This is a genomic window from Eubacterium sp. AF16-48, from assembly GCF_003479405.1.
Lineage (GTDB): Bacteria > Bacillota > Clostridia > Lachnospirales > Lachnospiraceae > Eubacterium_G > Eubacterium_G segne.
On sequence record NZ_QUHB01000002.1, the window covers coordinates 275,389 to 290,805 of the forward strand.

Below are 15,417 nucleotides of genomic sequence, written 5' to 3' on the forward strand. Positions count from 1 at the left end.
AGATAAAGTCCAACAACAAAATGACTTCATTCCCAGATAATCTCCCCGGAAAAACGTATATACCACCTTTGCATATCACTTAAAAGTTGGTGCACAAAGATAGAACCCCAAAAAACGTATATATCACCTTTGCACATCACTTAAGAGCCGATGCACAAAGGTAGAATCCCGGGGAAATGTCCATTTTTCCTTAAAAACGTACGATGGCAGAAAAACTTCTTTCGTTTATAATTTTACTTATAAACAAAGCCCGATTTATACGCAATTGTAATTTATACTTTTGAAACTTACATAATATAATAAAAACGGGAAGGAAGGAGATGAATCTATGCCAAAACACAGATTTAAAACTTTAAAACAAAGCAAAAAGATTCTAAGCACAATACTTGCCACGGCGATAGTGGTTACAAGTATTCCGGCTGTGGAATTTTTTAGAGGTGCTGTTAATGTAAATGCGGCAGTTACTTACGAACCTAAAAAAATAGGAGTTTCCTTAATGTGCAACGATATGTTGTCAGGGGACAATGCCGATAACGTATACAAAGCATTAACAAGAACCAACTCCTTAGCAGAAGATTCAAGGAACGGAAGTGCATTTAACAATGTAAATATGCTGGGTCTTACATACCAGAACAGGCATGGAGGCGCAGGAAAATCTTACTGGGCTGAATTAAAAAGCAGTAAGTTTGTTGGCCTCTATGATTTAGCAAAGAAAGGTCAGATTGAGCAAAGCATTTGTGCAAATGTTAAAAACCATAATCATAGAAGTACAAAACGTCATTGGAACAAAATAAAACAGTACGGAAAAATAATTTTCGGATACCCAAAAGCCGATAACAATGACTGGTTTTATGGCAGACTATTTGAAACAAAAGACAATTCTGATTATTCAGAAATTGGAGGAAACGGATGCTGGAATACAACTAATCCTGACAGAGGTTACAAAAACCGTCTTGTAGTATATATGACTGCAAAAAAAGGCTGTGACGGTTGTAGTGGTGCATACATAGAAAATGTATCTATAGCATTAAAGGATACAAAGGCACCTACTATTTCAAGTATAAAAATTACTTCAGCAGCTAACAGCGACAGTGAAACGACCTATTTTAAGGCAGGTCAGACCCTTTACGCTAAGGTAAAATTCAGTGAATATGTACGTTTGGCAGATAACAAGAATTCAAGTAAACAGTCTACTAATATTAAGTTAGGTTTGTCTTTAGCAAAGAAAAATACAAAGAATGCTACCCACATTCAGGCAAAACTTGTTAGTTTAAAGAATGATACGGCAATTTTCTCTTACGACATACCGGCAACTATTAAGGTAAATAACAAAACAGAGGCTATGGATTACTTTGTATCAGGTCTTGCAGACATTGATAAACAAAGCAGTCTTATAGTGAAATCATCAGCAAATAAGAACTCAAAATTTGACCGTGCATTTTTAGATAACAATGGAAATACACTTTCAAACAGTAGTTCAACCATATCAAAATTAAAAAGTGGTATAAACGATTCCACTAAATTTGAAAATGAAATTAAAAAGACCACCAGTGCCATTACTGATATTGCAGGAAATCCGTTGGATATCAACAGCTTCAGGGATGATTCTGCCTACAAAAACGGTGTAAGCATAAGCAGGGTTTATTTAGATGCAGTAAGCCCTAACATTAAAAGTGTTAAGCTTTCATCTAATCAGAAAATAAACAATTTAAATGACAACGAAAACTATTATTTAAAAGTAGGAACAAAATTAACAGCCAGTGTGGAATATAATGAAAATATTAAAAAAGTTTCCGGAACAAACCTTGCCAAAATACAGGCAAAGTTTAATATATATAGTTCCGCAGGAAAACAGATTACGGCAAAAGCTAAAAGTATTTACTATGGTGATTCCACCAAAATCACTTTTGAACCGGTAACCATCACTGGTGATATGGTTATAAAACCAAAATCCAGTGGGAAAAAGAAGGAAGACTACAGAATAACCATATTAGATATTGAAAATAGAAATTTGTTAAAAGACTATTCGGATAACGAGGCAGGTACCGTTGGAGATTTAAGAAATGACACATCAAAAACATTTTACTTAGATAATAAGGCACCTGTAATTATGGTGGAAGATAGTGTGCCTGATGACACTAAAACTTATGATATGGCAAGATGCGATATAACCGGAGAGGTGTATAGAATTGTCCTTAACACAACTGATAATGATGAGGAAAGCGGAAGTGATAAAAAGCCTTTTGCTTCCGGTGTCAGAGATGGAAAAGGCTCTATAAGTGTTGATTTGCAAAGCAGCACCGTTAAAAAATTCAGGTATATTTTGTCACCGAAGGAACTTAGCAAAAGCGAGCTTTCCCGAAGAACATTTAAGGAAGGGGAATCAAACAAAAATCTGATATTAGAAGGAACAGATGACAGTGATACAACCTTTACTCTTACAGGAGAAAGGACTTATGTATATTTGTATCTGAAATTTATTGACGAAATTGACTATTCCCCGGTTACATCAGGTATAAAGGTCAAAATGACGGCGGCAGATGTAAACACTAACTTAGCTACAGCTACCATTAAATATAATTATAATCCTGAAGATAAGATTAGCCCTGAAATTTCATATAGAGGAATAAGTCTTAAGGAAAATGCAGACAACAGCGCATATCAGGAAGCTAAAGTCAGAATTAAAGACGAAGGTGGTGTTGATATAAACGCCATAAAGTATATATGGGTTAAAAAGGGGGAAGTGGTTCCGGATTTAAAATCATACAAAGTTTTACCTGCCGGTATGGTAGAAAAAGTAAAAACAAATAACGGAAAAGTAACGGAATGTATTGCAACCATAAAAACGGAAAATGTGACTCAGAATCAGGTTTATTCCGGAGATCTTTATGTGTATGCACGGGATGTATCAAAAAATAAGAATAGTACTACAAGTGGAAAGTTAGTTACAGCAAACATTGATATGACTATGCCGGAAATGCAGATTTCATTACCAACAGATGTTCCAAACAAAAAATCATCATTAGTGGTAGATGGACCTTTTACATCAAGTAGTAACGATGTAGGTATGTTTGTTGCCATTGAAGACCCTTGTAATGAAGGTTACTATTTTGTCAGAAAGCAGTCTGGAAAGTCAGCCTATATTGCATTAAATAGGGAAGAATTTTTAAATGGAGATGATTTCCCATATTCTGATGAATATGATAAAAACAAAATAAAACTGTGGACATATGCCAAAATCACCGGCAGTGGCAGTGAGTACACCATTGCAGAGGCGGCAAAATTAGCAGATAATGGTACATACAGACAGAGATTTTTGGCTATAGCATCAGATAAATACTATGGAAAATTAAATGTAATGGCAGGTACCGGATTTAAGGCATCAGCATTTGAATGGGGCACCGGCACTATTAAATTTGATGCTTCAAAGGGAAAATTAATTAAGGATTCATTTATTATGATTCCTGATATGTATTCCCTGTCAGATACTCAGGATATAGAACTTAATCTGTATCACATTTATGCCAGAAAGGCATTGAAGGTTGAATTGACGGCTAAGGGTAATTATGGACAGCAGGTAGATAAAAGACTTTGTTATCAGTATAACCCGGAAGATTATCAGCCGGAGTATTTATCCAGCCTTAAAAATGCAAAGTTCAGTTTTAAAATATCAAATATCAGAACTAATGATTTTGTGACAGAGGATATAAATTACAATTCTGAAAATACATATATTAAGCTTAAAAATGTAGACACAGGAAAATATGTTTACCAGTGGCAGTTAGCAACAGGAGTTACAACTGATGAAATAACCATACCGGAAGACCTTAAGTTAGAAAATGGTCATTATGCAGTGGAAGTATCTATTTGTAATTATGTAGATGGAAAGGCAAAGGATTGTATTTCAACAGCTACCTACGATGATATTTACCTGTATGATTATTCTAATGAAATGACGGAAGCTTTTGGTATTGACAGTGTATCAACCAAAATTAATTTTACCGCTAAGGACGAACATGGAAATGACGAAAAGCCACCATATTACGGCTTTGTAAAAACCGGAGACTATAACTTTACAAGAAGTTTTGTACAGGAAAGAGAAAAGGATTATACATCTGATTTTAAGGAGGCATATGATGCAGATACATTATATCTTGGAAACTGTGCCACAGACACCTATGATGATAATCAGGTAATTTCATATGACAGAACAATTAAAATGTCAATAAACGCCATGGAAAAAGATGATTTGGATAATTACTGGATAAAAGTATGGGCAGGAGACGGAGAAAATGTCAGAGCAGTAAAATGGTTCAAGTTTGAAAGTTTTAATGACACAGACAAAACAATGTCCATTAACATTAAACCAATTGATGCTGCAAAAGTTAAAAATGCAGAAACTCCTGAAGATTTTTATTCATCAGACATTTCAGACACTGTATGTGAAATACCTGTGTTTGAAGGTTCAAATACTATTTCATATCAGATTATGAACATAGGCGGAAATAAGTCTGAAATTCATGAAATAGAAATTATGTATCACACTAAGGCACCAACCCTTAACATAGATGTTGACAAACCGGATAAGGTTGTAACAACTATGGAAGCAAGGGTTATGGAAATTAGCAGTGACTTAGTAATTAAAGATGTAAATCTTTACGAAACTGATTTTAAGGGGGATGAGTCAAAAGTTAATGCAATAGATGAAAGAACCTTTAATTACAGTAAAAACGGAAGACATTTGTATTATGCAATAGACGGATATTACAATTTATCTTTCAGACAGTTTTATATTGAAAACATAGACAGTTATGTGCCAACAGCTTCCTTTAAGTCTGTAAATCCTGCAACTTATATTTCTCTTGATAGTGAAGGGGAATTTAACGGTTACATGGAAAATGCAAGTTTAGAGGTGGAAGTTTTAGATGATAAGTCGTTAATGGAATCAGACATTAAAATATCAGTAGATGGAAGAGAACCATATGCTGTGGATTTAAGTGATAAGTGGGATTACGGAGACGGCTACGGTGGAACCTATATTGGCAGACAAAGACTTGAAAATACAGGAATGAAGGAAATTCAGATATCCTTTGGCCCTGAACAGGATGGCAGATATTATCTCAACATATATATAAAAATGAATGATGATATAGATGCCACAAAGAAGTACAAGGAAAAAGTTAACCATACAGTGGAAATCAATGTAAGCGACCAGGTAGGAAATGAGTTGGACAAAAAAATAACCACTGATGGCAGGGAGTTTTACGGACTAAATAATGTTCCTAAAATCAAGGAGGTATGCCCTCAGCCGGACGCTGAAATGATTACCTTGGAATTTACTGCCAATGTAATGGTAACTAACATAAACGGAAATGATGTTCCTGAAAAAGTATATGAAAGAATGGATATGATGGATAGATTCCCTATCACCAAGGCAGAGGAAATGGGACATTACTTTGAAGGAGCAGACTTAGGAGATATTGTATTAAAGGATTACTTTGGAATCAGTAAGGACGGAACATACAGTATTGAATATAAGGATGTTTATAATAACAGGTATAAGGAAACTTTTAAGGTTGAAGATTTCTTTGGAAATTATGCGGCAGACATTCAGTATAGTACATTGTCAAAAACTAACCAGAATGTTGTAGCTACAATTACAGGAGTGGATAAAAAAGCTGAGCTTAGTCTTAAGGAGGGCAGTGAAGAAAGCGACAACTATAAGATAACCTGGAATAAAGATAAGTCCAAGGCAACCATAGAGTTTAGTCAAAATGACTCAGTTACCTTTAACCTTACGGTAAAGGGCGCTGCAGAGGAAAAAACTGTTGAATACAATGTTTCCGTAGGAAATATTGATAAAAAAGCACCGGATGACGTTCAGGTAACATGGGTATTTAAGGAAAACGGCGATATTTACACAGGAGCAGTTATTAATCCTGAAGATTTGCTGTACCTTACTACAAATAATGACATAGATGTGTATATATCTTCTCCATCAGAGGACATATATGCAGTAAATGGAAAGGAACTTAAATATACATTTACATATTCAAAGGATATGAATAGAAGCTACACCTTTGAATATGCAGATGAATGTGGAAATGAAGGAAAGCCGGTTACGGTAACATTGCCGGATGAACTGATAATGACACCATATGAGACGCCGGTCCCTGAGGAGGGAGAAGAAAGGGAAGATAAGGATGCACCGGGTATTTCAGCAGAGGTGTATGCCGTATATGATGGTATGGCTGAATACAAAACATCATGGAATCCTGACAGTGACTCCTTTGAGGAAATTGCTGAGGACATAGGTTATACCGGCGGATACAAAATCAAATACACTTTATTTGACCAAAGTAAGTCAAAAATAGTTGTATTAAATGGTTTAAATGCATCTGCAAAGGACGTTACCTATGACAGCTCTTCCCGGAAAATTGACGGAGTGAAGGTTTCAGAAAATGATGGCACTGTAATTATAACAAAGAAGTGTTCAATCACTGTTGTAGCTGTAGATGAAAAGGGAAATAAAACATCCCATAGTTATACACCGTCAAAATTTGATACGGAAAAACCTACAGTTACGGTAAAGAAGGTAGGAAAGAGTTTTACATTAATGAGGTTGCAATTCTATACCGACGACAATACTGATGCTAAAAATCAGAATGGAACCATAGTTCCTGTAACCACAGGATTAAAAATGGGATTAGATGAGGACGGATATTATTATTACAAAGAAATAACTAATAACGGAACTTATAATACAACCTTTAAGGATAAGAGTGGAAACAGAACTACCGTAACCACAAAGATAACTGAAATTGATAATCAGGCGCCTACTATTAAGGTATCGTCATGGAGTCCATGTTACACCAATGATGGAAAGGCATACGAAAAGCTGGCACCGACAGAGCCGGTTAATACTTCGGTAACTTTGTCCTTAGACTTTGATAAGACGGTGTCAGAACTTAAGGTGTTCTACCAAAAAGGTGATACCTGGGTTGAGGATAAAAATACATTCTCAAAGACCTTTATTGAATTAGGAGGAAGAACGGCAAAGGTTGAATTTAACAATAAGGTTTTAGGAATTGTTAAGGTAGTGGCTACATCGCCTAACGGCATGAGCAATGAGCTTACGGATATTGATTTAGTAGGAATTATTGATAAGACGGCACCAAAAGTTACATTTACTCAAAAGACAGAAAATAACACTGTAAAGGTAATTTACAAAGCTGACGAAAAGGTTCTTGTAACAGGCTGTGATTATGACACAACCTACGGTGCTAACACGGAAATTCCTTTTACAATAAAGGAAAACGGAACATATCAGATTACGTTTACCGACATGGCAGGAAATGTGACGGTAAAATCAATTACCGTGAACAACATAGATGAGACACCACCTAGTGTGTTTGCAGTAGGAATGCCGGAGGATTATGTTACTCCTGAAAACTGCAAGGTAAAGGTTACCATGTCTGAAAAGGGAACCATTACCTTCCAGGGAAAAGACTACAGTGTTAATGCACCGGTAGATGCCAATAAAGACGGAAAATATGTAGGTGACGAGTTAGACTGGATTACATTACCTATTAATTCCAATGGAAGCTATCAGATAAAGGCAACTGATGAGGCAGGTCTTGTATCCTACAAGCTGTTGGAAATTAAATATGTAGATGAGGTAGCACCTCACATTCAGTTTAATAAATCAGTAATAAGTGTATCTCAGGGAACTTCCGTAAAGGAATTAAAGGAAATGTTATTAGACGATAGCACTTTCATATTGTGGGATGATGTGGACTTAGCACCACAGATTATCATTAAAAATATGTTAAGTGAAAACCAGTTAAATGTTCAGGGCATATACGAGGTAACATATGTTCTTACAGACAGTGCAGGAAACAAACGTAATGTAAACAGATATGTAAAGGTTATTAGTTCAGCAAACCTTAAGGTAAGGGCTAACGGTGAATTAATGACATCCTGTGACACAACGGTATTGTTTGACAGCAACGTAGACATTACTCTTGAAAAATCCAAGAGGGTAGGTGAATCCTTTAAGATTTACTATAAAGAGGGAATCAGAAAGGCAGGTTCCATGAAAAATGCCAAGGTTTCTAAAAATGGTAAATTGACGGATTTAGGAAAGGGATTCCATACCTTGTACATTGTTACACAAAATAAAGAGTCATATTTAACATATCTTTATATAAGCAGATAGGAGGACAGATATATGAAAAAAATATTTAACAAAAAAGTTTTTAACAGCATTATCTGTCTGGTACTTTCAGCAGTGTTGGTTATAACAGGGATGCCGGTGGATTCACTGGCAGCCCCAAATGAGCCGGCAACTAATGAAGGTGACGGATTTGAGATAAACAGTCAGATTCTTTCATTGGAGAATGATTATACATCTGTCCATATGTCCGGTACAAATGGAGGGTTTTATATATCAAATGTAGAAGGTGATAAAACAATAAAATCTGACAACAATAAGGAACTTTTGTATCACAGTGATGATTTTGATACATCATTTACATCCTTTAAAATAACAAAAAACGGAGAAACAAAAAATTACATTTTTGGTGAGGATTACTCCTATGAAGGAATAAAAACAAGTCCTGTAACAGTATCAAAGGATGCCACCGGACTGTCAGCTAAGTGGACATTAGGGGAACTTGAGTTTACCCAGCGTTTAGAACTGGCAAATTCAGGCTCTAATGAACATGGAATGGTTTGCATAAGCTATAACGTAAAGAATAATGGAACAGATGATGTAAAAATAGAAGCAAGAATACTTTTAGACTCAGCTATTGGCAGTCAGGATTATGTATATTATGAACTTCCTGATACATCATATAGCAGCGACATTATACAGAAGGAATGTATTATAAAAGCCGGTGAAGTGCCATCAACCTTTTATGCTTATGATGATTTAAAAAATCCTTCAGCTACAGCTAATACTGTTATTTCATCAAAGGGAATGCTTAAGCAGATTGCTTTTGCCCACTGGAATTCTTTAGCAGCAACAGATTTTGATTTTGCTCCAAATGAATCCTTTGATTTTACCAGTGATGGAAATGAAGAATACGGGACAGCCGACAGTGCCATGGCAATGTATTATGACTTGGGAACAGTTAGTGCAGGAAAACAGGGATTAGTAAATACATACTATGGTGTATATTCTAATGAAAAGGTTAAGCCGGAAGTTGACACAGTAGCGTTTAACATGACGGCACCGGCTACTCTTAGCCTGTCAGCTGATGGAAAACAGTATATATCTAATTGCAATAGAGACGAAAGTGGTAAGTTTAAGGAAGACGGAATTTTTAACATTCAGGCATCCCTTAAGAATGTATCAAATAATACAGATTACAACGAGGTAGTTGTAGCAGTTTATGCATCAGAAGGGATTACACCGTTAAATGAGCATCAGCAGAAATTATCCTATGAAACCAGCTATGCCAGACCTTTTACCAGTTCTTACGTGGACTTTAAAAAGGGAACAAACATTAACATACCGTTTTATTTTAAGGCGGATGTGGATACCTCTGCCAGCTACAGAAAAATAACCTTTAGGGTATATAAAATATCAGATGGAACAGATTCAAATCTTTTGTACGAAAATATGTTGTATGAAGGCTCAACTTATGTGTTGTGTCCGGGAGGAAATGGAAAACTTCCTGAAATAACCTTTAACAGTGCAACACCAAAGATTTTGTACAATGATTTATCAAGACATTTGTACATTACAGGAAGAAATTTTGGCATGCTTGAAGATAAAAGCAGATATACTCTCTATGCCCAGGGTGAGGATGAGAGATATGAAATACCTTCTTCTAACATAACCATATATGCTGAGGAAAACAAGCTGGATATTCTTTTTAATGAGAAAATGAAACCGGGAACATATCAGCTTATATTTGACTGGACGGAGCCACCTGGTGGAGTTGCCAAAAAACTTACAGGAGAGGCACTTTCCATAGTAATGTCTGATGATATGAAGTATAGAAACGATTACTACGGACTGTTGGCAGTAGTTCAGGAAAAAGGCACTAAAGGGGACAATGCCAAATATGATATAAAGACATTTTCCGATGAAAAGGAATACGAAAAAAATAAGAAAGAATATGAAGAAGTATTACTTTTGTTTAAAGGGGACTTTATAAAAGATGATACTTTTGATAAAGGGGATGATAAAAGCAACGTAAAATATGTTGCAAAGTCAATTAATGGGGAAAAAGACAAGGTTGTAATTAACGGATGTATTGATGCTTTTGACGGCACCGTAACTCTTACTAAAAAGGATGGAAAAATAGATACGGACTTTGATGATATTACATTAAATGCATCTGTGGAAAACACAAGAATATATAAGGGAAATGCCGGATTTACGTCCATTGAGGATGGGGAGGAAATTACCCTTGTACCATATAATACTGACGGTAAGGAATTAAAGGATTTTGGAGATGAAACCATTACCCTTGTATATCCTTCAGCCCTTAACGGATTAATGACCATTGCAGGAATGGCGTTTAACTTATCTTTCGCAAAACTTGGCATGATGTATGACACCAAGGCAGAAAGAGCAGCTGATGTAAAGGCAGGGGAGGCAAAAGGATTTGTAATGTCCTTTTCAGCACGTTTGGATTTAAGCTTCCTTATTCCGCTATCAAAGCGTGGAAGCACTGGAAGTAATACAGGAAGCAACAGTGGTTACAACGTATTTTCCGATATGGGAGCCAAGGCAACAGACCTTAGAAATGAATGGGTTAAAACTTTCAAGAGAAATAATGGAACATCAGGCTCCATAAAGGATGATGACGATAAAGGGGAAACTCAGGGAACAGTAGAGGTTAAAAACGTCCTTTACGGAATGAATCAGGGATTTATCGGCGTTAATTTTGGCGTGGAATTAAAGGTTCCGGGATACACCGCTTCAATGCCTAACATTGAAGGAAAGTTAGAGGTAAATACCGTTAATGACTGGTCATTTAGTGTAGAAGGAAAAGCAGCCTTCCTTAAATCCATAACCTTGGAGGTTAAGTTAGGATTTAAGAGTCACAACAACGTTCCTATAGTGGATAATCTGTACTTCTATATTCAGGGAGTAAAACCGGGAATTAATTTAGATTCCCTTGGTGTAAGCTGGATTATGGGAGGCGGTGGCGGATTTGAAAACATGTATGACACACTGTTTTGCGCCAGCGAAGTACCGCCAATCCGATTACTCCTTAGCGTATCCTTCGGACTATTTCAGGCATTAGATGCCAGAGCGGATTTCTCTTTGGGACTTACGGGATTTGGGGTAAAAATATCAAACCTTAAAGTTTCAAATACTGATATAAAAATTATGGATTACGCTAAACTTCAGGTAGACTGGATACCTTACTATAAGCTTCTTATGCAATGTAGCATAAAGTGTCTTGGAGTAATAGAAGGTAAGGGTTATATTATAATGGATACCAGTACAGGAGCAGAAGAAGCCTTTGAGGCATATGCTCAGGCGGCAGTTAAAATTCCTGATTTCATTCCATTAATTGGTGGAATAGAAGTAGGAAGTGCAGCTCTTGGACTTAACTCAACCCGTATATGGGGAGCACTTAAGGTTTTAGGATTTTCAACAGGTATATCTTATGTATATGGTGGTGATTTGTCATTTGGCTCTGAGGCAAAGGTAGAGCCAACGTACCCGCAATATTTAGAGGAAGCCGGTGTGAAAGACATTAATGGCAAAACATGGTATGCAGTAGGATATGATGCCGAAAAGAAGGATACTCTTTACATGAGTCTTGCTTCAAATATTCATGAAACGGCATCTTCAACAGGAGGAAATCTTTTGGCAGATGGAAGTGGCAGTGTGTCATCAAGTCTTCATTCTGACATAACAAAGACCTATCACGATTTTACGTTAGGCCAGTATGAAAACGGCGGTGCTCAGGTGTTAAGTGTAGCTTTTAGCGCAGACACCTTAGAACAGGCTGACAAGTCAAAAGCAGGATTTAAGATTAAAGATGAAGCAGGTAAGGAAATCACTTTGAAATATTATGATAATTCAAAGAGTGATGAAGAAAATGCAGATGCAAATGCCAACTTCTCATATGATGAAGATAAAAAACAGGGAACCATAGTAGTGTCCTTTACAGACAAAAATCTTTATAACAAAACTTATAAAGTTAATACTGTAGAAGCTTCTGAACTTATTCTTTATGCTGTGGACCCGCTGCCGGAAGTAACTACGGTAAGTGTAGCAAAAACTAAATATTCTGACACAGACAATAAGGTGACAGTGAACTGGAATGGAAATGCCAAGATGACTGACCTTGATAAAATGGATATTTATGTGGTAGAGGATTTAGATGTGGAAAGTGAGGGAGGAACTCCGGTTGCAACCCTTACTAAAAAGGATATTGCAAAGAAAACCACTACCATACAGCTTCCAAAAACTCTTACAGCAGGTAAATACTATATCCGTGTTGTATACAGTAAGGAAGATGTTACTACAGGCATAGTAAATACCACAGGCACTTTTGAGTACACCAACAATACCCAGCCGGCTAAAATCGGAAGTGTTTCAGTATCTAATGCAGGAGACTTACAATTTAAAGCTCAGGTGGATGCAGCAGGGGACAGTAAATGTGCAGGAGCTGTATTTAAGGTATATGAAGTAAATGAAAAAGGTGAAAAAACAGAATTGCCGGATTACACTGTTTCCGCAGCAAAAAATGAGGCAAAGGAAATATATGCCATACTTGGAGGCAGCAGTGAAAACAGTTCTGAAAATGAAAAGGGAAAAACCATTGTTAAAAAAGAAGGCCTTAAGGCTAATGGAAAGTACATAATTTCAGCTACACCTTTTAATAAATTGATGGATAACAAGGGAAATCTTACAGGATTAACTTATGGCGAAGAAACATTTTCAGATGAAATTGTACTTAATACACCAAATAAGGCTACCATAAAGCTTACTGCTGATAAGAAAAAATATCAGGTAGGAAGATTAGAGCATGTAAAGGATGACAATGAAAATGTTGTGGAAAAAACAGTAATGTATGACACATATGATTCTTCAACCATTAACTTTACGGCTACATCTGATATGAAAGTGTCAGGAACATGGGTGTTAGATGGAGAAGAAGTTGAAACAGGAACATTTACGGATACAAACTCCATACCTATTTCATTAAGTAACATAGCAGATGGTGACCACACCATAACGGTATATGGAAAAAATGAAAATGGAGACGGATTTAGTGAATATTTCGTATTTAACGTAGATACCACAGCACCAACATTGCTTCTTAAGTCACCTACTAAGGGTTCAGGCTTTGAGGAAGACGGTACTTTAACAGTAAGTGGAATGACGGAAGATGATGCCTATATTACAATTAATGTAGACGGAAAGCCGGTTTTGAGACAGAAAACTTTAAAGGATATTAAGGCAACAATGGGAGAAGAAGGAGATTTCTCATTTGATATTAATATCGGTAAGGGTTATTATAAAAAGGAAGTAGAAGTCATTGTAAGTGATGAAATCGGAAACACTCAAAAGGCACAGTGCGAAGTCTTTAACAACGGAATGGGAAATGTTAAAAGCTTAGATGTGGCGTTGAGTGCCGATACTACTGATAATACGGAAAAGGAATGGATTTCTTATTCTAATAAAAACCTGTTCTTAAGCGATAAGGATGACACATCAGTGGCAATGCAGTTATGTGCCATAACTAATGACAATAATACCATTGTTTTAAATGGCATGGAAAATGTTGACTGGAATATGAAAGCGGTTCTTGGAAGTGCTGAAATGGATAGCAACAAACTTACAGTGAAAAAAGGCAGTCACGGTTTTGTTGAAGGAAAGCTTATTCTGGTAGATGGAGCAGCATTATCAACATCATTTACCTTTGGAGCTGAGGTTCAGGGACAGACACAGGAAAAAGGCTACAAGGTTATTTATAAGGCTAACGGTGGAAAGGGAGCCATGACAGACCCTAACAGTCCTTATAGTAAAAACGACTCTGTATTAGTTTCAAAATGCGGATTTACCTATCAGGGTAAAACCTTTGTATCATGGAACACTAAGGCAGATGGTTCAGGAACCACATATGTTCCGGGAGACAAATTCTATATTAAAGGTGATGTTACCTTGTATGCTATATGGAAAAAATCCTCCGGTGGAGATAGTGTAAAGCCGGGAGATAATAGCACTGTAAAAGTAGGAAGCACCCAGACTGTAGGAAAGGCAAAATACAGAGTGACATTCCAAGGAGCAGTAACATATCTTGGAACAACTGACAAGAAGGCTAAGAAGCTTACAATACCTGATACCATAAAGATAAAAGGTAAAACCTATAAGGTTACGGCAGTGGGAACTAACGTAGCTAAAAGTAATAAGAAGCTTACCAGCGTTATAATAGGAAAGAACGTTACGGTTATAGCAGCCAAAGCCTTCTACAAGAAAAAGAAACTAAAGAGCATTAAGTTTAAATCATCTAAGATTTCAAAAATTGGCAAATATGCTTTTAAGGGCATAAGCAAAAAGGCAGTGTTTAAGGTGCCAAAGAAAGCCAAAAAGAAATACAAGAAGAAACTTAGTAAAAAAACGGGATTCGTTAAGAAGACAATGAAATTAAAGTAAGGCATAGGGGTGCCCTTGAAAGTCAAAATCTTTCAGGGGCGCCTAATGCTGTAAAAAAGGAGTAGCATGATTATGGAGAAAATAAAAGAACTGCTAAATAAAAATAAAAAAATAACAGGCATAGTGGCAGTTACTTTATGCGCCTTAGTGGTGATAGTGGTGGCACTGGCAGCTACCGGTGGTAATGGCAGTGGTGACAGAAAAAGGGCAAAACAACTGTTTGACAATGCAGAAAAGGAGATTGCCCACATTAAAAAGGATGTCCCTAAGATGGATAGAGACACCTTCATAACCATAGATGACAAGGTGATAGTGGGATTTGTGGAAATTCCGGATAAAAATATCAGATATCCTGTAATAAATGTATTTGACAAAAACACCTATGCATATTCCCTATGTAGAAGTGGTGATGGTATGCCCTGGGATATAGAAGGTATGACTATTTACGGAATAGACTCATTTACAGATGCCCTTGATGAAATAAAAAACGGGGATAAGCTGATATTTGAAGACTTGGCCGGAGAAAAATATGAATATAAATATGAAAAAGATGCAGAGAAAGATAAGAATAAAGTAATAGATTATGGAATAAAAATATGTAAGGTGGATAGCGAAGGAAAAGAAAAAGGATATTTTTTGTTTGTAAGAGATTAAAAAAGTACATCATTAATAATATTAATAATAATGTAGGAAGACATTATTTAGTAAGAAAATGTTAGAACATTAGGAAAAAACAATAAAAACTGATAAAAATATCGAAAAAAATAGATTCTTCTGTAAAA

3 protein-coding genes are annotated in these 15,417 nt (G+C 36.2%); all 3 read left to right on the forward strand.

The window, feature by feature from the left end:
* Positions 1-328: 328 nt before the first annotated feature.
* The 3 genes from DWW68_RS03735 (at position 329) to DWW68_RS03745 (ending at position 15,289) form a co-directional block, all read left to right on the forward strand.
* A complete protein-coding gene (locus DWW68_RS03735; RefSeq protein WP_118588923.1) occupies positions 329-8,218 on the forward strand; it encodes a hypothetical protein in 7,890 nt (2,629 codons plus the stop codon).
* A gap of 12 nt (positions 8,219-8,230) precedes the next feature.
* Positions 8,231-14,635: an InlB B-repeat-containing protein gene (locus DWW68_RS03740; RefSeq protein ID WP_118588924.1), complete on the forward strand. Its 6,405-nt coding sequence runs from the start codon at positions 8,231-8,233 to the stop codon at positions 14,633-14,635.
* A 72-nt stretch (positions 14,636-14,707) separates the two neighbouring features.
* Entirely contained in the window at positions 14,708-15,289 is a 582-nt protein-coding gene (locus tag DWW68_RS03745; protein ID WP_021952640.1) for a hypothetical protein, read from the forward strand.
* Positions 15,290-15,417: the final 128 nt, after the last annotated feature.

What these genes read in the sequence shown, in the direction of transcription:
- DWW68_RS03740 (WP_118588924.1), top strand. Translation starts at nt 8,231, where the DNA reads ATGAAAAAAATATTTAACAAAAAAGTTTTTAACAGCATTATCTGTCTG.
- DWW68_RS03745 (WP_021952640.1), top strand. Translation starts at nt 14,708, where the DNA reads ATGGAGAAAATAAAAGAACTGCTAAATAAAAATAAAAAAATAACAGGC.
- DWW68_RS03735 (WP_118588923.1), top strand. Translation starts at nt 329, where the DNA reads ATGCCAAAACACAGATTTAAAACTTTAAAACAAAGCAAAAAGATTCTA.